This is a genomic window from Planctomycetaceae bacterium (assembly GCA_041398825.1).
Lineage (GTDB): Bacteria > Planctomycetota > Planctomycetia > Planctomycetales > Planctomycetaceae > F1-80-MAGs062.
On the sequence record JAWKTX010000001.1, the window covers coordinates 650,351 to 674,421 of the forward strand.

Genomic DNA, 24,071 nt, shown 5'->3' on the forward strand with positions numbered 1-24,071 from the left:
GGTGCCAAAGGCTGCGGCTGACATCGGTGCTGCGCAGTGATGCTTCGATAAGCCTGCTCGCCCCCTGCCCCTGCACGTGCACGTGAGGATGCTTCGGCGGATGACGTGCCATTTCGCCTTATCGTCGCCCGCCAGTTCAGTTTCCTGGCAGGTGCTGGTCTCATCATCGCTGGGCCCATCATCCCGCTGCACTCAGGAATTCGGTGATCCATACGGGCCGCGGCCTGCAGATTTTTTCGTAAAACGCAGTCGAACGGCGTCGTGACCATCACGGGTACTTCTTGATCTCCTGTTCGGATCCCAGTTCGGCGATTGAGCCGATTGTGATCGAATCGTGTTCTGTATAGACAATCAGATCAACGCCATCGGCCCGTTTGGTGTGAAGCTCGGCCATTAACAGTCCATCGGATTTGCGATTCCAGTTGATCTTACTGCGGAGACTGTAGTCTGTGTCGCATTCTGCGAATGTTGATTCAACCAGAGGCAGAAGTGTTTCGATGACTTCAAATTCCCAGGGAATCCGGCCATTCAGCGGAAGCGATTTTCGCATCGTATGCCACTTGCGGCCGAGCTGCTTCCAGGGCATCAGGTCGTCAGGATTTGCTTTTTCCTTCGATGATTGCTCGACGAAAGCGGCTGCAGCAGCATCCAGAAACCTGCGGAATTCTGCTGTATCGATCTCCTTCTTATCCCAGACCTTAACAGTCACTTCCTGCCAGGCCGTCTTCAAATTTCGTACCTTAACACGGGCTTCACGCCCATAGGCCTGGACGTCTTTCATTTCATCCAGAGGCAGCAGCCCGAGATCAGCGTCCAGTTGTTCTGTTGTAAATGTGTTCTTTTTGACCCGGAAGCACAATGGAAGTAACCATTCGCCTCCGGTCCGTGCATGCAGGAACCAGCCGAGTCCAGCGTTGCCTTTGATCTCAACAGTTGATCGATGGTTCCAGTTGGGAGCGGCCAGCTGTTTCTTCTTCGAAAGCAGATCGGTTACATATTTCAGCGCCTGGCCGTCCCATCGACAGGGGTCACCGGCATGGGAAACACGGTCGTGGATGTGCCACCTGGGGCCGTCGACCTCCCACGGAAGCCGAGCTGCCTTCCCAAGTTCTTCGATACTGACATCGGTCGACTTCTTCTTCGCAAGCTCTGCAATATTGAGTGTTTCAATAGTGCCGGTTGCAGATTCAGCGAGCACCGGAGCGAGCAATTCGCCAGTCCACGAACGATACGGGGCGGCCGCCTTTGTCGATGTATTTGCTGCTGTGATTTTTGCATAGTTAACGACGTCTTCGGGCGTCCCCTGCGTCACGATTCGGCCACCTTCGGCGCCTGCTTCGGGGCCGATATCGATAATCCAGTCCGCGGTCTTGATGACATCAAGGTTGTGTTCAATGACCACAACTGAATTGCCCTGTTCGACCAGGCTGTTCAGTACCGTCAATAGTCGAGCAATGTCATCGAAATGCAGGCCTGTCGTAGGTTCATCCAGCAGATAAAGTGTTCGACCCCGATTCGGTTTTGACAATTCAGCCGCCAGTTTAAGTCGCTGCGCTTCGCCACCACTGAGAGTCGGAGCAGACTGACCGAGTGTCAGGTAACCGAGTCCAATGGCGTTCAGTGTCGCGAGCGGTGCACGAATCTTTGGCACGTTCTGGAAAACCTCCAGTGCTTTGTCGATGGGCATTTCCAAAACATCCGCAATGCTGCAGTCGTTGAATTTCACGGTCAGAGTTTCGGCATTAAATCGCTTGCCTCGACAGGTCGGGCATTCAACCCAGACATCGGGCAGAAAGTGCATTTCGATTTTCTGCTGGCCCATGCCTTCGCAGTCTTCGCACCGCCCACCGGGGCGATTGAAGCTGAAACGACCAGGTTTGTAGCCCCGAACTTTTGATTCGGGCATCCGGCAGTAAAGCTCACGAATCTCTTCAAATACCCCAGTGTATGTTGCAGGATTTGAGGCGGGTGTATTACCGATTGGGTTCTGGTCAACAATCACAATCTTACTCAGATGTTCGATGCCAAGAAGATCGCGATGCGGGCCGGGGGCTTCAGTCGAAAGGTTCAGTCGTCTTGCGACAGCACGAGCCAGAGTGTCCATCAGAAGTGAACTTTTTCCGGAGCCGCTGACTCCGGTAATGCATGCCAGAGTTCCCAGCGGAATGTGCAGATCGACATTGCGAAGATTGTTCTGGCAGGCTCCCAGCAAAGACAACCACACGCCACTTTGGGGCTGAAATTGTGCAGCGGGTGTCGGTGCCGGAGCGGATTTTTCCAATGTGGTTGCCGTAGATCTCGAGTTCGATTTTCCGGTTTTTTGTCTTGCTTTGTTTGGCCTGGAATCCGTCCCGGTTTCTGAGTCCGTCGTTCGGATGACTCTGCGTGTCAGAGGTACCGGAATCTGTTTCACGCCGCTCATATAGTCGCCGGTCAGTGAACCGGACCATTTCTTTTTGATGGCGGCAGGAGATCCGTGTGCGACAACATTACCGCCCAGTCGACCCGCTCCCGGGCCAAAGTCGTAAAGGTTATCCGCTGCTTCCAGCACTTCCCGATCGTGTTCGACCAGCAGGACCGTGTTTCCAAGATCCCGCAGACGTCGCAACGCGGCCAGCAATCGGCCATTGTCACGCGGGTGCAGGCCAATTGTCGGTTCGTCAAGAACATAAAGTACACCGGTCAGGGATCGACCAATTTGTCCGGCCAGTCGAATCCGCTGCGACTCACCACCGGACAACGTTGGCATTCCCCGATCCAGTGTCAGATAGTCGAGCCCAACGTCGACCAGAAAGTTCAGCCGATGAACGGCTTCATTCAGCAGGTCTCCTGCAATCTTCTTTTCATCACGATTCAGCTTGAGCGATTCCAGAAAATTCAGGGCGGCGGATAGCGGCATGCGGCACAGTTGCGGCAGCGTGACCTCACGCAACCGAACAGCGGCCGGTACTGGCAGTAACCGCGTCCCATTGCAAAGCGAACAGTCCCGTTGACCACCCATTTCCATCAGCGATCGTCGGTGCGAATACGAAAGTCGGGAGGCCGCTTCGATGGAAGGATAAAGCCCGCGGTAACGGAAGCGAAATCCCGGCATGCGTTCAACCTTCGATGCTTCAACCGCTTTCCGTTTTTTGGTCGGTTCACTGGTGTCAGCTTTGATTTCCATCCAACGCTCGCTGTCGCCGTAGAGAACGAAGCGTTGATGCTGTGGGCTTAGCAGGTACCAGGGTTTATCCAGCGGCAGCCCTGTTTCATCGCTGATACACTGAAGCATGCGTCCGAACGCTCTGTGTGTTTTTGGATCGGGCCAGACGCCAACGGCTCCATCCATCAAACTGCGTTCCGGACTGGTGATAAGAAGTGACTGATTGGCCCCGAATTCAGTTCCGAGACCCTCGCAGGCCTGACACCAGCCAAGTGGGCTGTTGAACGAGAATTTCTGGGGTGCCAGCGGTTCAAATGACGCCTGGCAATTCGGGCAGGAAAGGTGCAGGCTGTATCGGTGGATCGTCCAGTCGGGTTCTTCGATACCCGCTTGAGAAACGGCGACCTGAATGACACCTTTACCAAGATTCAATGCGGCTTCGATCGAATCGGTGATGCGTCCTCTGGATTTCCTGTCGACTGTAATTCGGTCCACAACAACGGCGACGTCATGTTTTCGTCGATGATCGATATCCGGGACTGCATCCAGCAGATGCGTTCTGCCGTCAACCCGCACGCGAGCAAATCCATTTGCCTGCAAACGTTCCCAAACACGACCGAATGGCATTGTTCGATCGACTTCGACGGGAGCCAGAAGCAACAGCTTTTCACCTGCACCGAGGCGAAGAATACTGTCAACGATTTCATCGGTCGTTTGTTTTCGAGCTGGCACTTCGCACCTGGGACAATGCAGGGTTCCGAGCCGCGCGTATAGAACCCGAAGGTAGTCGTAGACTTCCGTCACCGTGCCAACGGTCGAGCGTGGGGTCGCACCGACGGTCTTTTGTTCAATCGCGATAGCCGGGCTCAATCCCTGAATGCTGTCAACTCGCGGTTTTGGCATCTGGCCAAGAAACTGTCTGGCATAGGCAGACAGGCTTTCCACGTACCGGCGCTGGCCCTCCGCGTAAAGTGTGTCCATGGCCAGTGATGTTTTACCGCTGCCGCTGGGCCCGCAAAAGACACTCATCTGTCCCCGCGGAACCTGCAGGCTGATATGCTGCAGGTTGTGCTGAGAGGCACCGGTAATCTGGATCCGTTCCGACATGATAAACGGATCTGATCCGGATTTGCGGTCCTGTTTGTTGGTCGATTTTTTTGCCCTCGGCTTCATCCCGGGAAGCACTGCCCTGAGCGCAGCACCGGTGTGGGACTGACGGCATCGTGCGACCTCCTCCGGAGTACCTTCGACAACGATCTGGCCGCCTCCTGCTCCACCTTCTGGTCCAATGTCGATCACCCAGTCTGCGGTTTTAATGACATCCAGATTATGTTCAATGACGACGACGGTATTGCCTTCTTCGACGAAGTTGTGCAGCACTTCCAGCAGTTTGTGTACGTCTGCAAAATGCAGGCCTGTCGTGGGTTCGTCCAGCATGTAGAGCGTCCTGCCCGTCGAACGCTTCCCCAGTTCCCGTGCCAGCTTGATGCGTTGCGCTTCTCCGCCGGAAAGAGTTGGCGACGCCTGTCCGAGTCGCATGTAGTCGAGTCCGACGTCGCACAACGTCTGCAGAAGTCGAGTGATTTTTGGAAATGCTTCGAACAGCTTGAGGGCGTCTCGGATTTCCAGATTAAGAACGTCGGCAATGCTGTGGTCGCGAAACTTCACCTCAAGTGTTTCGTGGCTGAATCGTCGCCCTTCACACACATTGCACGGGACCCAGATGTCGGCCAGAAAGTCCATTTCCAGTTTCGTTGCCCCGTGGCCCTCACAGGCTTCACAACGGCCGTCCGCCACATTGAAGCTGAATCGCCCCGATTTGTAGCCACGCATTTTTGACTGGGGCAGTTGCGTAAACAGCTTGCGAATTTCGTCGAAGACTTTGACATAGGTTGCCGGGTTTGAACGCGGTGTTCGGCCAATTGGAGACTGGTCGATGTCAATACCTTTGTCCAGAAGTTCAAGGCCTTCGATTCGGTCATGCGAGCCCGGATCTCCGTTACCCTTGTTGACGTCACGATTGATCACCTGCCAGAGAATGTCGTTCGTCAGCGAACTCTTGCCCGAGCCGCTGACACCCGTGACGCAAATGAATCGTCCCAGAGGAAATCTGGCTGTGAGGCCTTTCAGGTTATTGTGCTGAGCGTTGTGCACGACCAATTCGCCGCGACCATCGGGGGCCCGGCGGACTCTGGGAACTTCAATTTGAGTTCGTCCAGACAGATAAGCACCGGTCACACTTCGTTCTGATTTCAGAACATCATCGACAGTCCCTTCGACAACCAGTTCACCACCTCGAATGCCGGGACCAGGCCCAAAGTCGACCACATAGTCTGCCGCTCGCATCGTTTCTTCGTCATGTTCGACAACGATCACCGTGTTGCCCTGATCACGCAGATGCTGCAGGCTTTCCAGCAGCATGGTATTGTCGCGTGGATGCAGGCCGATGCTGGGTTCATCCAGGATATAAACAACGCCTACCAATCCGCATCCAATTTGTCCGGCGAGTCGAATTCGTTGCGATTCGCCTCCCGAAAGTGTTGGTGCAGATCGCTCCAGTGACAGGTAATGCAGACCACATTGAAGCAGGAAGCCCAGTCGGCCACGTATTTCCTTCAATGCCTCTTCGGCAATGATTTGCTGCGTTGGATCCAAAACAAGTGCTTCGAAGAATTCAGCTGCTTCCTGAATACTCAGAGCACATACCTGAGGCAGCGAAAGCTCTCCGATGCGGTTGACCTTTTCGTTCCGGCTTCTCGTCGGCTCACGCTTTGTTCTCGCAAGAAATGTCTTGCTGGCGGTCGTCAATCTGACATGTCGCGCCTGATTGTTCAGACGTTCGCCATCGCAGGAACTGCAGGTGAGGACTTCCATGTATTTTTCAAGCTGGCGACGGCGCATTGGATTTTTGGCTGTTCGGAAACTTTCGAGCAGCCGATTGACCCAGCCTTCCCAGGTGCCGCCATGTTTCCACGCCCCGCCGCGGGTTCGCCAGGTAAATGTGATGTGTCGATCGCCGGTGCCATACAGCCAGAGCTGTTGAGCTTTCTCGGGAAGGTCTTTCCATTTGGTTTTCAGCATTGAACCTGCAGGCAGGCTGCAGATTTCTTCGATTGCTTCTGCGGCCCCGGACAGAATATGACGCGGCCATCGACCAATTTTGGTCCATGCCGGCAACAGCAGTGTTGCGCCTTTTTGAATGCTTTTCGTATCGTCAACGATTAGCTGGTGCAGCGGGAAGCTGTGTCGCATGCCCAGACCATTGCAATCCGGGCACATTCCGAGCGGGCTGTTAAAGCTGAACAGCTGTGGTGTTGGCGGTTCATAACTCATGCCACTTTCCAGGCACGCATAGCGGGCGCTGTAAAGTCGCTCTGTGAGAACAACGTCCGAAGAAGCCGAGGTCGCGTTGTTGTCTGCCTCTGGTTCCTTACTCCGACTCTTCCGGACTTTAGGGTTGCTGAACGGGGTGGCGTCTCCGTCTGATTCACTCACGCAGATCAGTCGTCCGTCGGCCAGCTTCAGGGCTTGCTCCACCGCCTCTGCCAAACGTGCCCGCTGGACGTTTCCAGCAACAAGGCGATCAATCACAACTTCAATGTTGTGCTTGTGGTGCTTTCGCAGATTCAGGTCGTCGGATAAAGATACGAATTCTCCATCGACGCGTGCGCGCAGATAGCCACGTTTCAGCAGATCGGTGAACAGATCACGGAATTCCCCTTTCTGGTTCTGCACGATGGGGGCAAGAATCTGAAACTTTGAGCCCGCTGGAAGGGTCTGGATACTGTCGATAATGGAATCTGTCGACTGGGCTTTGATGGGCTGACCACTGACGTAACAGTATCCCTGACCGACACGAGCAAAGAGTACCCGGAGATAGTCAAAGATTTCGGTGATAGTGCCAACCGTGCTGCGCGGGTTGCGGCTGGTCGACTTCTGCTGGATGGAAATCGAGGGAGCGAGGCCCGAAATAGAATCGACGTCCGGCTTGGGCATCTGCCCGAGAAACTGTCGGGCATAGGTGGACAGCGATTCGACGTAGCGACGCTGACCTTCTGCATACAGCGTATCGAAGGCCAGCGAACTTTTTCCGGAACCGCTGACTCCCGTCATCACGATGAGCTTGTTGCGCGGCAGGCTGAGCGAAATATTTCGGAGATTGTGCTCGCGGGCACCCTTGATGACGATGTCTGAGTTGAGCATAGATTTCAAAACGCCGGGCAGCGAGCCTTGTTGTGTTCTGACAGGACTTTTGGGATAGGCGAAGCCGCGGGATTCTAGATCACATTTTTCTGTTCGTCACGTGGCTGAAACTGCCTCTCAGGCATCGTTCACCCCGAGTTCTTCAGGGCGCCTCGTATCGACCGGTGTCGCAAATCACGCGTTCGTCATGACCAGAGACCTGATGAAATTAGCAATTTCGGGGAGATCTCGGCGAGGGAGAATCGTCGACTGCGAGCCATCACCGCATTTTGTGTCAGCAGGTAACACGTCGTCGGTGACAACGGCTCGAATTTCCGGCATCGTGGCCGCGTACGGAAGTTCTGATACAGCAGCTCTCCAGACTTCGATTCGCGCGGCGGACGTGTGCAGATCACCTTCGACAATGACAAGGTCACAGTGCGCGAATGCCGAGTGCAGGGCGTCGTAACGGGATTCACGGTCATCAGAATGTTGAGCCGGGTCGGCAGGGATGAAGACGGCTGACATTTGCGGAGAAAGAATGCCAACTGCTGCTGCTCCGGATTCCCGGTGACGATGCGAATCCTTACCGGGTGTATCGAGTTCGTGATGATGGTGCGTGTGTTTGACGGTTGCGATCTGCAGACCCTGCCTCGTCAGAAATTCGACCAGTTCACAGACAAGCGTTGTCTTGCCGGAGTTTTTTCGCCCGACAATATGAACTCGCGGAACAGCCTTCGTCGTTTGAACGTCGGCAGAGGCATCGTTATTGGTTTCCGACATGTCAGGCTGATGTTTCGTTTGATTCTCGTTCCACTGAAATTGCAACCGACTTAAATGCCGGTGTCTTCGAAAGTGGATCGACTGCGTGGGGCACCAGAACATTGGCTTCGGGATAATACATGGCGGCATTACCAGCCCGAATATCGAATGGCCGCACAAGAATGTAACGCATCTCTCCCGCTGCGCTGGTCACTCGCACACGATCGTTTGCCTGAAGCCGCATTCGCTGTATGTCGTCGGCATTCATCAGGATAACATCGCGCCGCTCCTGTCCTCGATACAGGTCTTCTTCGTCATAGACCACGCTGTTGAACTGTCCCTCGGAACGGAGTGTCATGAGAGTGAGGGACGTATTTTCGGATTGCTGATCGGTTGTGGAAGGCCGCACTGTTTCGGGCAGCCGGAAGGCGTGAAAGGTCGCACGCCCCGAAGCGGTTGGAAACTGATAGTCTTCGACAGCACGTCCCGGCACATGAAATTCTTTGCCACCAGAATCCAGTGTCTTCAACTGCTGATATTCGGGTATCAGATCGGCAATTAATTCCCGGATGGCGCTGTGGCTTTCCAATGATTTCCAGTCGAGCTTGCTTTCGGGACCGAGTAACTGTTGTCCGATCTGGCTCAGAATGGAAACCTCACTGCGTGGCCCGGGCATGCGGGCCTTTCCACCGTCACTAAGTCGTACAAAACTGAACATCGATTCCTGGGTCGTTGTTTGCGGTTCTTCATCTCGCGGCAGAACGGGCAGGATGATGGTTTGATCGGCTGTTCCCCAGGCATGCCCCGTATTCAGTGTGGTGGACATGTAGACAATTGTCTTAAGCTTTTGCATGGCCTGCATTGCGAACTGCGAATCGGGGTTGCTGCCGTACAGATTACCGCCAAGACACAGTGAAAAATCCATTTCACCGCGGTGGGCCGCCTGCATACAGGCCATGGTGTCATATCCGGGAGAAGTGGGAGGGGTGATCCCGAGTTTCTGTTCGTACCGTTGCAGCATCGATTGCTTCATCACCGGAGTGACTCCGACGGAGCCCAGCCCCTGCACATTACTATGCCCTCGGATTGGCATTGCGCCAGCGTTGCGCCGTCCAAGCATTCCACGAAGCAGCAGCAATGCCGCGATGGCCTGCACACTGGCGGTTCCGTGAAGGTGGTGCGTGATTCCCATGCACCAGCCAATGACTGTATTCTTCGAAGCGATGTACTGCCTGGCGATGCTGCTGATGGTCGCGCGGTCGATTCCGGATTGATTGCAAATCTGTTCCCAGGATGTTTGCCGGACACTGGCCAGGTAATCGTCGAATCCTTCTGTATGTTGACGGATGAAGTCCGGATCGTGAGCGTTTTGTTCGATCACCTCCTTTGCGATTCCTACCAGCAACGCCATGTCGCCGCCAATATGTGGCTGAAGATAGTCGCTGGCAATTTCACTGCCGAAGAGCAGGCTTCGAACATCGCTGGGGACGCGGAACCGTGTGAGTCCCAGTTCTCTGACGGGGTTCACGACCACGACTTTTCCTCCGCGTCTGCGAAGGTTCATGAGGGTTCTCATGAGTCTCGGATGATTCGACGACGGATTTGCTCCGATCAGGATGTAGAGATCAACCTTGTCCAGGTCTTCCAGTCGAACCGTGCCTGCTCCTGTTCCAATTGTTGATCCCAGACCAGCGCCACTTGCCTGGTGGCAATAGTACGAACAGTTGTTCACGTAGTTTGTGCCGAACAGCCGAGACATCATTTGCAGAAGAAATCCGGCTTCGTTCGATGATCGCCCACTTGCATAGAAGAAACTGCGCTGGGGTCCGGCATCTTTCAGGGCCTCAACCGACCGCTGAATGGCCTCGTCCCAGCTGATGGGCTGGTAATGTGTGCTGCCACGCTCAAGCAGCAGCGGTTGCGCGAGTCGACCAGAGAATTCCAGTTGCCGCGGAGTCATGGATCTCAGGGAATGGATGCTGACGCGCTGTGTGAAATCATCCGGGATCGGGCTTTGCAAATCAGATCCCATCGCCTGAAACGATTTCTTACAGACCTCCGGAAAATGACCACCTTCATTCACCATTCCGCCAAGCTGCCCACCCATTCCAACAGCGCAGGTCTTGCAGGTATTGCGCGACCGCATGGCTTTCCACATGTTCCACCAGCCGACACGACTAGCCACTTTCATGCTGTAAGCAATGGCCTTCCACCCGCCACCGTATCGAGGTGTTTTCATTGGCGAATTCAAATCTGAGGTGCAATGGTGATTATAAAAGGAATCTGTATCGAATGGGGTCCGGATGACCTGAAGCCCAACGACTCAGGTTCGTATGACAGCGGACAGCATTCAGGAACCCTACATGGGGTCAATGTCGTCGACCATGTCGGGAACGTAATCGTCTGCATCAAGCGCGTATTGCAGCAGCACATCCATCGAAATGTGTTCGATGGCTGAAATATGTGTCGCCTTCAACATCAGTTTTGGGGCAATTCCAGCTTCAAACGCTTCGATCCATCGTGGCAGGCAAAGGCACCAGCGGTCACCGGGTTTCAGGCCCGGGAAACGAAACTCCGGGCGGGGCGTCGACAGGTCGTTTCCAGCGTCGTACGAAAACTGGAGAAATTCTTTCGTCATTTCCGCACAGACCGTATGCATCCCGGCATCGTCGCCACAGGTTTCGCACTTCCCGCTGCGAAAGAATCCTGTCAGCGGATTTGATGAACAAACAAGCAGGTCACCGCCAAAGACGTTCTTCGCCATTACCATAATCCAATACAAGTTCTGTCTGCTGCCGAATTTCCGCTTGCGATGCTATCCGGAATGCCCACGCCAGTATAGGGACTGCCCGCCAGTTCCAAACCTTTGAAACACGCGACTTCCTGTTCAATCCGACGAATACGGTCGGCGTGACCAACATGGTACTGGGGCATTGCGTTGTTATAGCGAGCTACCTGTTCAAAAACAGGATCGCCCTTCATTCCCAGAATGGATTTTAGTTCCTGACGAACCATCCTGAGAATTTCGTCATCTGTCTTTGACATCAAATGCGGCTGCATTGCCCCGCCAACAAACGTCCGCAGCAGAATGTGGCCATCCGGAGCGCGACCGTGGAACTTACGACTGGTAAACGAAACCGCGAGAATCTCACGCCCTTCCTTGTGCGGAATCACCAGACCGAATGCATCCATCGGGTGGGTGAAATCGCGCAGGCGGTGACCGCTGACAACAATGGCGCTGGATGCGTATTCGATTGTTTGCAAAGCCGTTCGAAGTGCATCGAAACGAGTATCGGGCAGGAGTCGGGCGATGAGGTAAGTTGGCAATGTTGGAATCACCGCATCAAATGTCTGCGGAGCAGGTTCGCCGTCGATGAGTACATGCCATCGGCTCGAGTGACTGGCGGTCGTTTCTGCTGCCGGCGTGACTTCACGCACAGGTCGGTTGAATTCAAATGTGACTCGGCCGGTTTTTATGCAGGCCTCGGCGATCGCCTGCATCATCGATGTAAGCCCGTTTCGAGCGGTGAGGAAAAGTCCGTATCGTGCACCGCTGCCGGATGTTGCTTCGGCCGCGTTCTTTGATTTCTTCTGTGTTGCCAGCGTCGCCCGGATCACACTTCCATGTGATTTTTCCATTTCCACGAACCGTGGCAGCGTCGCCTGAAGACTTAACTTTTCCGGATCGGATGTATAGATGCCGCCGACCAGAGGCTGCACAAGTCGATCGAGCGTCTCGGCGCCAAACCTGCGACGGACGAAACTGGCGAGCGATTCGTCCGTGCTTTCCCTGCGGCGCGGGACCATGGCTTCGCCCAGCAGACGCAACTTTCCCTTCATCGACAGAATCGGAGTTGTCATGATGGCCATCGGTTTTGCGGGTGCCATCAGCATGAAACCATCGGGCACCGGGAGTGCCCTGCCCTTGCGAAGAACCAGACTGCGCCGCCAGGTTTCGTCGGTGGGGATCAGTTCCTCTGTGAAACCGATCTGCCTTGCGAGGTCAATGGCTCCCGGTTTGTTCGTAATGAACGAATCGGGGCCCAGCTCGATCAGGAATCCGTCGCGCCGGATGGTCTGAATGATTCCCCCGACGTGATCACCCGATTCCAGTACTGTGACTCGGATTCGATCATCACTGGAGGCCAGTCGCCACGCCGTCGCAAGGCCAGTAATACCTGCGCCAATTACACAAACATGTTTCGACGCAGTCGCCGGGTCAGAAGTCATTTCAAAACTGCCATCCTTCGTGGGACGCGGATACGACCGCGTATTCAGGGATGCGGCTGCGGAAAGTCAGCTAACGCGCACCCAGTTCATGAACGATTTCGACAAGCGCTTTCACGTGATCCGGATTCATGTCTGGCATGACGCCATGGCCGAGATTGAAGATGTGCCCGTTTCTCCCTTGCGCGGCATTCAGCACATCCGCAGCGCGCTGTCTGAGTACAGGGATGTCGGCGTAGAGTGAAACGGGATCCAGATTGCCCTGCACCGCAAATTCCGGACCGAATGTGTTCCATGCTTCCCCAAGATCGACACGCCAGTCGATGCCCATGACGGTGCCCCCCACGTCTTTTTGCAGAGGAATCAGCGCAGGATTGCCCGTCATGAAATTGATGACCGGGGCGTGCGGCAAAACGGATTCAATCAGTCGCTTCGTGTGCGGCATCACGAAGCGGCGATAGTCAGCAGGGGACAGGCATCCGGCCCAGCTGTCAAAGACCTGCACTGCCTGACATCCCGCTTCAATTTGGGCCTTGAGATAGATGATGACCGAGTCCACCAGTCGGGACATCAGGACGTCCCAGGCGCCGGGATCGTTGTACATCATTGTTTTTGTGTGGATGTAGTTTTTCGAGCCGCCGCCTTCGATGCAGTAAGACGCCAATGTGAACGGTGCACCGGCGAATCCGAGAAGCGGAATGTCACTTGCCAGCGCCGCGCGGATGAGTTTCACCGCCTGAAACACGTAATCCAGGGAATCAACAGACTCCAAAGCGCACAATCGGTCAACTTCGGCTGAGGTTCGCAGTGGGTTATGAATGACGGGGCCTTCGCCCTTCATGTATTCCAGATGGATGCCCATTGGTTCAAGAATTGGGAGCAGATCAGCGAACAGGATGGCCGCATCGACTCCCAGAACCTGCTGGGCTGTGACAGTGACTTCGCATGCGAGTTCCGGCGTCTTGCAGAGTTCCATGAAGGTAACTTTGCTTCGCACAGCCATGTATTCGGGCAGGTAGCGACCCGCCTGACGCATAATCCAGAGTGGCGTTGTATCGACCGCTTCGCGCCGAACGGCTTTCATGAATCGGCTGTTATTGACTACTGCTTGAACCGAAGACATTCCGTCTTGCCTCTTCAAAGGTTGAACATTCAGTGCTCGCAGACCGTTGTCAGACCATGCGTGGCCGGATGATAGACGTTCAACGGCGGCACGGCATCCTGCGACCGTGGATTCGTCCGGAAAGACGCGATTGATCGCATTTACGGGATTCCCGGATCTGCCAGTTCCGCCTTACGAATACATACTTTTCCGAGAAAGTCAGTGGGAACTTCGGCGGCATTGGCCGTTCTCCTCCTGATTTCAGGGCGTCAGAATGCTGACTCGCCGCGGTGAGGCAGCACGACTGGAGTCTGTCCGGCCGATGTTGCATTTGGTTGGCGCGACATCGGCCGCTCGTCGATAAACAAGGCGGGTGCATTGATCAGGTGGATTCATCCCCTGGAGTTTATCTGAAGAAAAGTACACTGCCGGGGGAGAAGATGGACGGAGGAATCTTATCGATTGGGGTCATGAAGGGTGTCACAATCTGGCCGACGGTCGATGCGATTGACGCGAACGCCTGGGAACAGGTCAGGCACCACGAAGACGTCTTTATGGACCTTCGAATGCTTCGGATCACGGAGCGGTCGTTGTCGCACAAAGATCGGTTCTGGTATTTGCTGATTTGTGATGACGCTGGTCAGCCGTGCGCCATACTCTGCGCATGGCAAACCTGTATTCAGGGAACATTGCTTGCCGACGAAAGTCTTCCGATTCGGGGGCTCAAGCTGGCCTCAAAGATCGTACCCGCACTGAATACACATCCCATTCTTTTCTGTGGCATGCCGGTTTCGGCAGGACAAAGCAATCTTCGCATCAAGCCGGGGGCATCCGCGCCTTATGTGATTGATCGCGTGAACAGCGCGATGGAATATCTCGCAGGGCAGTCGGGAGCACGGTTTATTGTTTTCAAAGAATTCACGGGCGATGAATCCCGGTTGGTCGATCTGCTGAAGACGCATGGGTATTTGTCTGCGGACAGCTTGCCCATGAACGAGCACAGAGCCACAGCGACGTCGTTCGAGGGCTTTTTAGCAAAGCATCACAAGAAGAAACGCTGGGATATTCGCAAGACCCGCAAGCAGCTGCAGGACAGAATCCGTTTGCATGTCACAACGGATCCGCTGGAAGTGAAAGCCCTGTATTCGGACGATGTTCATCGGCTGTATGAAGCTGTCCTCGGAAAATCAGAACATCGCCTGGAGACTCTTTCACAGGCTTTCTTTCAGGAACTGTCTGCTGAGTTTGGCGACGACAGCATCTATTGTTTCCTGATGGATGGTACTACTGTGCTCGCTTTTGGCAATGTTCTCGTCGCTGGCAAAGTTGCCTATGCGATGTACGTTGGCGTGAATTACAGCCGTAATGCTGAGTACTCCCTTTACTTCAACATCATGTACGCTTTGATGCAGGAATCGCTGAATCGAAATGTTGAACTCGTCAGCTGGGGGCAAACGGTGGATGAATTCAAGCGATCCAAGCTCCTGTGCAGCCAGTCTTCTCGCAGCCTCTGCATTAAAGGTACCTCTCTTTGGACAAGACTGTTGATTACCTCGGTCTTTTCGCATTTGTTCCCGAGGCGGGTTGTGGAGGAGTTCCGGGATGAGGGTGAGCCGGTTCGACGCGCGGCGTGAAACGTCCGACTGGAGAACAGAAACGCAGTTTCTGGAGGGCGTCACTGAAGTAGACGGTTCGACCGGCAGTATCTGCCGGTTCCGTGGTCGTGGGCTTCCTGGACAGATTCCCTGCGGGCTTCTGTACGGTCACCGCGGGAGATTCGCGTAGACACCGACGCGGCTGATCCAGGAACATGTTCGTCTGATGGGCGTGATTGACTGCACGCCAGCAGTGAACTTGAAAGCAAGATCGCCTGTTCCGTGGAAATCAGAATGAACAGAAAGAGAGACAGCAAGTCGGTTCACTCATCGTGTGTTTGCTGCGTTTTGTCTGTCCTTGTGATCGTGGCAAACGCGGGCTGCAAATACGATGGTTCGTTTCTGCAGATGAACAGTGATTCTCCAACTCCGTTTATGGGGTTCCAATTGTCTGTCAGGAATGAGCGTTCGCAACATACGAATTCAACTGATTCTCGAGTCGTTTCACTGCCTGTGCAAAGTGATCATTCACCGCGATCACAACCGTTCCCGTTTTCGAATGGTATGCTGGATTCTCCCGGACCGACCATTCTTCGAAGTGCGAGTGCAGGTTCGCTGGTACCGGTTTCTGTTGTGTCGGAATACCGCAGTCACGTTCGGTTTTCGATTCCGTCGGACTCGGATTCAGGCGTATCGAAGGCTGACGAAGTCCAATTGCGTCTGAATGGTTTCTGAGGTTTCGGCCCGTGCCATCTGCGACAAGACAGAATCAAGTTTCCAATCGCGCCTGGTTGCGTTCGAGCGTTGATTTAATCACCTGCTTCGTGATGGCCGTGATTCTGCTGCGTGGTTTTGTGCTCGAAGGTTACCTGATTTCAACGGGATCGATGGCACCGGGACTTCGTGGCTTTCATAAACGCACCGTGTGTCCCAGCTGCCAATTCCCATTTGCATTTGGCGTTTCGTTTGATGAGTCTGTTGATCCGATGGAGCTGACCGCTGACTCGACTGATGGGACGCGAAAGTATGCGTCTTGTCCCAACTGCGGACAGATCAATATTTCAGTCTCTGAAGTGCCGGTCAGCCATGGAGATCAACTTCTCGTGCAGAAGCACGTGTTCGATTTTCGTCAGCCGAAACGGTGGGAGACAATTGTTTTCAGGAACCCGGCTTCTCCAGAAGAGGCGTACGTCAAAAGGACAATCGGTCTACCCGGAGAGCAGGTCAGGATCTCGCATGGCGAGGTGTTCATTGATGGTCGCATTGCTCGTAAAGATTACCGAACCCAACGTGACATGCGTATTGCGGTGAGTGATCTTCGTCATCTCGCCGATTCGCCCCTGTGGGAAATGTCCTGGGATCTGGATGAATCATGGGACGTTGTTCCGACGACGGTCGATGCGGTGGCAGATCCATCCAGTGGCAGTCTTCCTGCCGATGACCTGTTGCGTCAGTCTGATGCCGAAGCAAGTCTCAGTTTTCGTCCCTGGCGGTGGTTCGGTGGTGGGCATTTTGTAGAGACGCCTGTCAGTCCTGAGGATGCAGAAGTAGACTGGGCGGCATTTCTCGAACGGTTTCGAAGTTTGCCCCTCGGCTGGGCGAGCCGCGTTGAGTATGATCGTGAACGGCAGGTTCTTCGTTGTGAGGGTGTCATGCCGCTGGAATTGCAGCGGGACCTGATTCGAGAAGCCACGAACCAACAGTTCAGGAACGCAGTACACCGACTGGCCGCGTTGTCCCACCTTTGCTCGGTGACGGATCGATATGGTTACAACGCATTGATTTCGTCAAGAGAGTATCCTGTCACGGACCTTATGCTGGAAGCAACGCTCTCGTGGACAGAGACGCCGCAGGAAATCGTCGTCGAAATTCCTGTGGCCTCGTCCGTCTTTCGAGTTGTTTTATCTCCAGCGGAAAATGTAATCGCGTTGCTGGCAGATGGGATTGATAAGCCGTTGCAGACTCGGCAATTGCCAGCCCTGCAGCGATCGGAAGACGGACCGACCGTTGTCACTATTGAAGCGTCGAATATTGACAGTCAGGTTGTTTTTGCAATAGACGGTGATCAGGTACTCGTGCCATTTCTGATCGATCCCGGAGAAGTGGGCGACCCGCATTGGTTCGCTGATGAATCCGGCCTGAGTGTCGGAGGGCAAATCGGTGCGGCGCCAATCAACACCAGTGGGACGGTGACAAATTCCGACCGCGCTCTGCGCAGTGCGATGTTGAGGGAACAGCAGGGGCGATGGGGAATCAAAGTGAATGGGACTGACGTTTCCATTCGTCAGCTGAGAATGTATCGCGACGTCTATTACACGCCCGGACGTCGTCGAAATGCGGTGGAAGAGCCCTGTCTTGTTGCCGAAAACAGTTATTTCGTCATGGGAGACAACAGTCCTGTTTCGGCGGATAGTCGCAACTGGATGGATCCGTTTGTCCCGCACAATATGCTCCTGGGCAAGCCATTTCTGCTTCATCTGCCTTCCCGCCCGGCGGTTTTGGATTTCAATGGGTGGCAGGTGCCCCTTCGAATTCCTGATTGGGACAGGATTCGCTACATTCACTAATCGTGCGAGTGAAGGTTCGCGGCAACGGCCTGAAAGAAGAGAATTTGTGGTCAGGCAGCAGAGTCCATTCTTCACTGCACTCCAAACGGACTGCAATCCCGAGGGTGTTCCGATGTCGTTAAAGTTCCAGCAACGCCTGAGCAAATTCTCAGGGCCCGGCGTTTCAGGGACAGGCTTCAGGGTTGGGTTTTAGAAGCGGATCAGGCTTCAGGTGTTGACCCGACGTCCGTCAGCCTGCACTTCGGCACGAGGATTTGACCAGGATTTTCATGTGTTGGGCGAATGGCAGGCAGATTGGTCAGTCACGATTCAGTTTTCAAACAAATGATTCTTCGGACGGGCCGCTTCTGGTGCGGACTCGTGGAAACCTGGGATGTCACAAAAAGGCAAGTCATCAGCGATGCCCCCTGAACAACCGGACGCAGGAACGATTTCAGACGATGTTGGACGGACGGTTTCGACGGCTGCCAAAGAGTCTGCTTCGCCGCAAAAGAAACCTGCGCGACGCAAGCTGACTCCCATGGAAGAGGCCCGCGAAACAATGGAGGCTGTCGCCATTGCCTTTGTACTGGCCTTCCTGTTCAAGACATTTCAGGCGGAGATGTATGTCATTCCGACAGGCTCAATGGCTCCCACTCTTTATGGGCGGCACAAAGAAGTTGCGTGCGAAAGTTGCCAGTATGCGTACGCGGTCGGCGCCAGTCAGGAAATCGATCAGGATTCCGGTGTCGTCGTTGCGCGAGTTGACAAATCTGAATGTCCGAACTGCCACTATGTCAACGACATTCTGGATGCTCCGGTGTTTAACGGCGATCGAATTCTGGTTAACAAACAATGCGCGAGTTTCGATCGATTCGATGTCGTTGTCTTCAAGAATCCTGAGGAAGCGCATGTTAACTACATCAAGAGATTAGTCGGCCTGCCGAATGAAACCGTGCGAATTCGTCAGGGGAATCTGTACGCAAGAAAGCTGGATTCGGATCCCTGGCGCATCCTTCGGAAAGACGATCCGTTTCGTCAGAAAGACATTCAACTGGTTGTGTACGACGACAATCATCCCTCGCCCGTGTTGCTGGAAGCTGGCGGTGGTGAACGCTGGATTCCAGCCGCAGCCAGGGATCGATCGACGATTGATGTCCATTCGGAAGATGCGGACGTCTCTTTAGCAGTCTGGCAGGAAACGGAGAACGCCTGGTCATGTGACCGCAGTCATCGCACCTATGCCGTTGACGCAGAAGATGAAGAACTCCATTGGTTACGCTACAGAAACCTGATTCCGACGGATCGTGACTGGGTGCAGATTCGTGATGATGGCCGCCTGGACCGTCCTTTGGAGCCGTCGCTGATTCTGGATTTTTGCGGGTTCAATTCATTTACGATGGCGCATCGGTCTTACGATGACGGCCTGTTCTGGGTCGGTGATTTGACGATCAATGCAACACTGCAGATCGAGGAAATCAGACCGGGTGCTCAGATCATGCTGGAATTGATTGAGGGGCAGCGTTGGTACCGGTGCAGGATCTCTCCGGAGACGGGAAATGCCGAATTGCTTGTGATTAATCGGGTTGTGGACGAAGAAGCCGACAATCCTGAACTGAAAGCCACGGCGGTTACGTCCATTGATGGTTCAGGGACGTACGAAGTCGTCTTTGCGAATGTCGACGACAGACTCTGCCTGTGGGTGAACGGCGATCTTGTTGATTTTGGCGATGATGCGGCCTTCACTATTGTTGAACCGGGTGAAGCAACACTGGATGACCTGACACCTGTTGGTATAGCGGCCAGCGGCATCAAAGCTCAGGTTTCTGACCTGTTGATTCAACGCGACATCTACTATCGCAACGATACGATTGCTTTTCAGGAATCGAACGGGACGACGCCACGACCTGGCACCTGGGCAGAAGGCAGAAATGTAGTTGGAGAGGTTCCGCCGGATGAAATGTTCAATCTGATGTCTGCTGTGAGGAACCCACGCGTGTACGCGTCGTTGTACGACGAACTCGTTTCACGGCAGATTGCCGATTACGGCTCGCTGTCCGACTATCATCTTGGTGATGGCGAGTATTTGATGTTCGGCGACAATTCTCCGGCCAGCAAAGACAGTCGGCTCTTCGACTATTTTAGTCGACCGATGAACGGTCATTACGCCCACCGTTACGCGGTCCAGGAACAGGATCTGATCGGCGAAGCCCTGTTCATTTTCTGGCCGCACGGCATTCCGTTCCTGAATGGCGGCGAAGGCTTCACGCTGACGAAACATACCGTTCAGACCCGTGATGGTTTGGCACGCTCGGACTACCCGATGTACCGGTTTCCATTTTACCCCAACTTCTCCAGAATGAAAAAGATTCGCTGAGGATGGGTGTGGCAGTGACGGAAATGTTCCCCATTTTTGAGGGTTGACAGCGGTTTTTATGAATGACTCAGTGACTTCTGTCTGATGGTTGAGCCCTTCTCCGAATGAATCGGGTACCCTGCCCTGACCGGAAGGACGCAAATCCGGTAGCGGGAATTTGCGGTATTCGCCATAATCCGTCGGCCGCACATACAAAGAAGGATTCTTTATGACGCTGCTGCGATGCGAAGGATTGGTGAAGGATTACCCTGGCAAGCGAGCCGTAGACGGTGTGAGTTTTCACGTCGAACGCGGAGAGATTGTGGGACTGCTGGGACCGAACGGAGCAGGAAAAAGCACTTCGTTTCGGATGGCCTGTGGACTTATTTCGCCAACAGAAGGTCGGGTGTTTCTGGGGAATGAGGACGTCACTCAATGGGCGATGTACCGTCGCGCGCAGGCGGGACTCGGTTACCTGCCTCAGGATCCCAGCATCTTCGCAAAGCTGTCAGTGGAGCAGAATATTCAGGCAATACTTGAGTTTCGCGGGTACAGCAGGAAGCAGGCTCGCGAGCGAATTGAACAGCTTCTGACCGAGTTCGGTCTGTTTGAAAAGCGACTTCAACGATCCGGTTCATTGTCCGGGGGAGAACGACGTCGGCTGGAAATCGCAAGAGCCCTTGCCAGCGATCCGCAAATCATTCTGCTGGACGAACCTTTTACGGGAATTGACCCAGTCACGATTCACAGCATTCAGGACATTATCACAGGCCTGAAAAATCGGGGTATCTCGATTCTCTTGACTGACCATCGCGAACGCGAGACTCTGACCATTACGGATCGCAGTTACATCATCTGCGGAGGTCGGGTTTTGGTATCTGGCGACGCCGAAACTGTTTTGAGTGATCCCAATGCAATCGCAAACTATTTTGGGAAGCGCTTTGATGCCGAATCTATTATTGGCGGTCGGGACTCATTTCGTAAGTCGGCGTAGATGTTTGCCATTCCGAAGGAACCGCTTTCCAGTTTGCGCCATTGATTCGGTTATCGTTTGTTTGTCTGTGTGGACCGCAGAGGAAGATGCCAATGAGTTCAGCGTTTGGTGATGATGCATCTGTGGGACCCGCAACTTCGCGAGGACGTGACTGGCCATGCCTGCGGCAGTTTATCGTTTTCCTGGAGAATCGTGTCGGATCTCTGCACGATATTCTTCGCCGTGTCGAACGGGATGACCTGAGAATCGTCGCGCTGAGTATTCTGGATTCTGCTGATTGTGCAGTGGCTCGCATCATCGTGAACAACTACGAGCGGGCACATGAATTGTTGACATTTGCCAATGTCACCATGTTTGAAACAGATATCATCGGTGTCCTTCTGCCGAACACGGATCAGCCTCACACGTCAGTTCTTGGCAGCCTGATGTCGGCAGAGCTGAACGTCCATTATGTTTATCCACTGATGTATCGAAAGAATGGTCGCGGAGCAGTTGCCGTTTACGTCAACGAGCTGGATGAAGCTCTGCGTGTGCTCAGGGAACGCCAGTACGAGTTGATTACTGAAGATGACCTGCTGGCCTACGATGAGTTCTTTTAGCCAGTGTCGACGGCCTGTTAAGCTCAGCGGCGGAACCTCTGAGGTCTGAACTTTCGGTCAGACTGCGCTGTGGACTCTCCGGCCCTTAGTTGTCCGTTGAAAAACCGGGACAGGCACGCAGGACGACTGGAAACCATCGTGTTTTTAAGGTCTCCTGCTTGAGCCAGTCCCGTTATTCAACAGGCTGCTAGTATCCAGCAGTGCGAGGTATTGCCGCTGGACTGCGAAGGAAATTCGGCCGTGGAATTCGGTGAGTGATTCGATTCAGAATCCGGGAAGCCTGGCGGAATGATGACGCCGGGGGTTCGGACGAGAATCCGACAACTTCTCCGATTCCGAAGACGCCTGTGGTCCACGTCTCCAGCGAACTGTTGCACCAAAGTCGACCGTTTTCATCTGTTTCGACGCCAATACACGGCAGATTCAGATGATCCGTGAAGCCCACTTCCCGTCGGAAGTCAACAACGTCGAGCGAAGCCGGTTTCACCAGTTCATCTGCGAGGTCTTCGAAATTCGTGGCGAGTGTGATCACCTCGACTCCGGCGTCCTCTGCCAGTTCAACCATATTGCTCTCTGAGTCCTGCGTCAGAAGCCGAGTTTGAACACCGAACATGCTAAACAACGCGGCCAGTCCTGCACCCGGTTCGTCGCCACCGACGATAGTCAAAGTCCGGGGCAACATTTGCCCTTCGAACAGAGATTCCGGACGGTGAAATGGCATCAGACCCAATGGGCGATGCGTGGCCGTATGTCGAACCCCGGTCGCGATGACAATGTTGTCAGATACGACAGAGCGCTGGCCGCAGTTGATTCCTGTTGAAATCGTTAGTTCACGGGAACTGACGAATCTGGCTTCGCCCGGTATCACACAGGCGCCGATTGCATCCAGCCGATCGATCGCGAGATAGGTTTGTTCTGTCAAAGCCCGCATCACCATACGCTTGAGCAGTTTGGGTGTAGCAAGGGACTTCATCAATTGGCGACGTGCGAAGGTGGCATCCACCATCAGGTTCGTGACGATGTGTCGCAGGGCTTGTGCTGTCATCCATGCCGAATGCCTGGCTTCGGGCAGGACAACCAGTGTTTGTTTTCCAGCTGCAGTTGCCACGTCCGCCATTTCGAATGCGGACTTGTCGTTTCCAATGATTGTGAGTTCGCAGTTCATCGTACCGAGTCTCTTTCCGTCCCTGATGTTTGAGAATGCCTGATGATGAGGCAATTTGTGAGGGTGTAGGGACCTATAGAATCTGATCGGTACTCCTGCGGTTATTCTCTGAAGGAAAGACAGGTGAATTGGGCGAAACATGAGTGCGCCCGAAAGATTTATCGGCTGTACCGGTTGGAGCTCTGGACCGAGTCCTGCCGATGGCATTGATTCCAATGCGGGGAGGATCCGCACTAAGAGATTCCGCGTCGGGAATTTGGGTGAATTGGTAGATTTCCGTGATCCAGACGCTCCTGTGCCCGTTTTCAGTGGCAGTTTTACGGAATCCGGACTTTGACCGGTCCGGAGTTGTAAACACGATTCACGCCAGGGAGTTCTTTGTGACAGCCAACAATCAGCGAATCGAAATTAACAGGCAGGATGTGGTACGGTTTGTTCGCGTGCTTGCTCTCGTTGCGACGATTGTGACGGTTCTGGTGCTCGGAAGCCGGTCGATGTATTCCGTGGAACCAAGTGAAAGAGCGGTTGTTCTGCGGTTCGGAAAGTTTCTGACCACATCAGAGCCGGGGCTTCATTTTTGTATCCCCTTCGTGGACGAAGTGCTTTCCGTCGATATGCGAGAACGCACCCTGCGCCTGCCGATTGGGGCGGAATCCAGTCGTGTGGCTCCGGATGTGTCTGAAGAAGATGTCCTGATGCTGACCGGAGACCTGAATGCAGCAGCCGTCGAATGGACTGTGCAGTGGCAGATATCAGATCCACAACAGTATCTGTTTACGTTTCACGATTCTTCACTGGAGCAGGACGAATACCTGCAGGGAGTGATCAGTGTTGTGGGGCGAACTGTGATGAATCGACTTGTCGGTGACTATTCGATCGATGAAGTACTGACAGGAAAGCGAAGTGAGATTGGCCAGGAAGCCGAACTCGCAACTCAGCGCATTCTTGATACTTACGAATGCGGTATTCGGATCACCGACCTTCAAATGCAGCGAGTTACTCCACCTGAGCAGGTGAAACCTTCCTTTGCTGCGGTGAATGAAGCCGTGCAATTGAGGGATAAATACATCAATGAGGCCAGTCGCGAGCGAAATGAGCTGATACCCAAAGCCAATGCTGAACGCGACAAAGCGATTCGCGAGGCAGAAGGATATGCGGCAAGGCGGCGGTCAGAAGTGAAGGGCGAAATAGATTCGCTGATGGCCCAGTATGAACAATACGCCAAGGCCCCGGAGGAGACGCGCCGCCGACTTTACCTGGAATCGATGGAACGAGTGCTTTCTTCTGTCAAAGACAAAACGATTATTGATTCGGATCTGAATCAGCTTCTGCCTCTGCTTCAGCTGGACCGAGACAACGACTGACTGAAGCGTTTTTAGAATTTACGCCCTTCGGATT

14 protein-coding genes are annotated in these 24,071 nt (G+C 54.1%); 7 read left to right on the forward strand and 7 right to left on the reverse strand.

Going from position 1 to position 24,071, the window contains the following annotated elements:
* Positions 1–268: 268 nt before the first annotated feature.
* From uvrA to hemE, 6 genes are all read right to left on the reverse strand, one after another.
* Positions 269–7,348 (reverse strand): excinuclease ABC subunit UvrA, encoded by a 7,080-nt coding sequence (gene uvrA, locus R3C20_02290; protein ID MEZ6039305.1) that lies wholly within the window; start codon positions 7,346–7,348, stop codon positions 269–271.
* Between the two features lie 174 nt (positions 7,349–7,522).
* Positions 7,523–8,110 (reverse strand): molybdopterin-guanine dinucleotide biosynthesis protein B, encoded by a 588-nt coding sequence (gene mobB / locus R3C20_02295; protein MEZ6039306.1) that lies wholly within the window; start codon positions 8,108–8,110, stop codon positions 7,523–7,525.
* 1 nt (position 8,111) lies between these two features.
* Positions 8,112–10,328: an FdhF/YdeP family oxidoreductase gene (locus R3C20_02300; GenBank protein ID MEZ6039307.1), complete on the reverse strand. Its 2,217-nt coding sequence runs from the start codon at positions 10,326–10,328 to the stop codon at positions 8,112–8,114.
* A gap of 120 nt (positions 10,329–10,448) precedes the next feature.
* Positions 10,449–10,853: a DUF2237 domain-containing protein gene (locus R3C20_02305; GenBank protein ID MEZ6039308.1), complete on the reverse strand. Its 405-nt coding sequence runs from the start codon at positions 10,851–10,853 to the stop codon at positions 10,449–10,451.
* Positions 10,853–12,319, reverse strand: coding sequence for a protoporphyrinogen oxidase (gene hemG, locus R3C20_02310; GenBank protein MEZ6039309.1), 1,467 nt, complete (start codon positions 12,317–12,319; stop codon positions 10,853–10,855). The genes R3C20_02305 and hemG overlap by 1 nt, the downstream gene beginning before the upstream one ends.
* 70 nt (positions 12,320–12,389) lie before the next feature.
* Positions 12,390–13,439, reverse strand: a complete 1,050-nt coding sequence (hemE, locus tag R3C20_02315; protein ID MEZ6039310.1) for a uroporphyrinogen decarboxylase — start codon at positions 13,437–13,439, stop codon at positions 12,390–12,392.
* A 365-nt stretch (positions 13,440–13,804) separates the two neighbouring features.
* Here hemE and R3C20_02320 point away from each other — a divergent pair, with 365 nt between their 5' ends.
* From R3C20_02320 to R3C20_02345, 6 genes are all read left to right on the forward strand, one after another.
* Positions 13,805–15,052, forward strand: a complete 1,248-nt coding sequence (locus R3C20_02320) for a GNAT family N-acetyltransferase (protein MEZ6039311.1) — start codon at positions 13,805–13,807, stop codon at positions 15,050–15,052.
* Positions 15,053–15,307: 255 nt separating this feature from the next.
* Positions 15,308–15,748 carry a hypothetical protein gene (locus R3C20_02325; protein ID MEZ6039312.1) on the forward strand — a complete coding sequence of 147 codons (441 nt, stop codon included), beginning with the start codon at positions 15,308–15,310 and terminating at the stop codon, positions 15,746–15,748.
* A 92-nt stretch (positions 15,749–15,840) separates the two neighbouring features.
* Complete coding sequence (lepB, locus tag R3C20_02330; protein ID MEZ6039313.1) at positions 15,841–17,580, forward strand: signal peptidase I; 1,740 nt, start codon at positions 15,841–15,843, stop codon at positions 17,578–17,580.
* A 400-nt stretch (positions 17,581–17,980) separates the two neighbouring features.
* Complete coding sequence (gene lepB / locus R3C20_02335) at positions 17,981–19,936, forward strand: signal peptidase I (protein ID MEZ6039314.1); 1,956 nt, start codon at positions 17,981–17,983, stop codon at positions 19,934–19,936.
* Between the two features lie 208 nt (positions 19,937–20,144).
* Complete coding sequence (gene lptB, locus R3C20_02340) at positions 20,145–20,909, forward strand: LPS export ABC transporter ATP-binding protein (GenBank protein MEZ6039315.1); 765 nt, start codon at positions 20,145–20,147, stop codon at positions 20,907–20,909.
* 92 nt (positions 20,910–21,001) lie between these two features.
* A complete protein-coding gene (locus R3C20_02345) occupies positions 21,002–21,508 on the forward strand; it encodes an acetolactate synthase (GenBank protein MEZ6039316.1) in 507 nt (168 codons plus the stop codon).
* A gap of 187 nt (positions 21,509–21,695) precedes the next feature.
* Here the strand turns inward: R3C20_02345 and R3C20_02350 are convergent, their stop codons facing one another.
* Complete coding sequence (locus R3C20_02350) at positions 21,696–22,673, reverse strand: hypothetical protein (GenBank protein MEZ6039317.1); 978 nt, start codon at positions 22,671–22,673, stop codon at positions 21,696–21,698.
* Positions 22,674–22,981: 308 nt separating this feature from the next.
* Between R3C20_02350 and hflK the strand changes: the two genes are divergently transcribed.
* The gene (gene hflK / locus R3C20_02355; GenBank protein MEZ6039318.1) at positions 22,982–24,037 is read left to right on the forward strand and encodes an FtsH protease activity modulator HflK; all 1,056 of its coding nucleotides are present in this window, start codon (positions 22,982–22,984) and stop codon (positions 24,035–24,037) included.
* Positions 24,038–24,071 lie beyond the last annotated feature (34 nt).

Coding starts and splice junctions, on each gene's coding strand:
- R3C20_02305 (MEZ6039308.1), bottom strand. CDS start 10,853: ATGGCGAAGAACGTCTTTGGCGGTGACCTGCTTGTTTGTTCATCAAAT.
- hemG (MEZ6039309.1), bottom strand. CDS start 12,319: ATGACTTCTGACCCGGCGACTGCGTCGAAACATGTTTGTGTAATTGGC.
- mobB (MEZ6039306.1), bottom strand. CDS start 8,110: ATGTCGGAAACCAATAACGATGCCTCTGCCGACGTTCAAACGACGAAG.
- uvrA (MEZ6039305.1), bottom strand. CDS start 7,348: ATGCTCAACTCAGACATCGTCATCAAGGGTGCCCGCGAGCACAATCTC.
- R3C20_02300 (MEZ6039307.1), bottom strand. CDS start 10,328: ATGAAAACACCTCGATACGGTGGCGGGTGGAAGGCCATTGCTTACAGC.
- lepB (MEZ6039314.1), top strand. CDS start 17,981: ATGCCCCCTGAACAACCGGACGCAGGAACGATTTCAGACGATGTTGGA.
- lptB (MEZ6039315.1), top strand. CDS start 20,145: ATGACGCTGCTGCGATGCGAAGGATTGGTGAAGGATTACCCTGGCAAG.
- hemE (MEZ6039310.1), bottom strand. CDS start 13,439: ATGTCTTCGGTTCAAGCAGTAGTCAATAACAGCCGATTCATGAAAGCC.
- R3C20_02345 (MEZ6039316.1), top strand. CDS start 21,002: ATGAGTTCAGCGTTTGGTGATGATGCATCTGTGGGACCCGCAACTTCG.
- R3C20_02350 (MEZ6039317.1), bottom strand. CDS start 22,673: ATGAACTGCGAACTCACAATCATTGGAAACGACAAGTCCGCATTCGAA.
- R3C20_02325 (MEZ6039312.1), top strand. CDS start 15,308: ATGAACAGAAAGAGAGACAGCAAGTCGGTTCACTCATCGTGTGTTTGC.
- lepB (MEZ6039313.1), top strand. CDS start 15,841: ATGGCCGTGATTCTGCTGCGTGGTTTTGTGCTCGAAGGTTACCTGATT.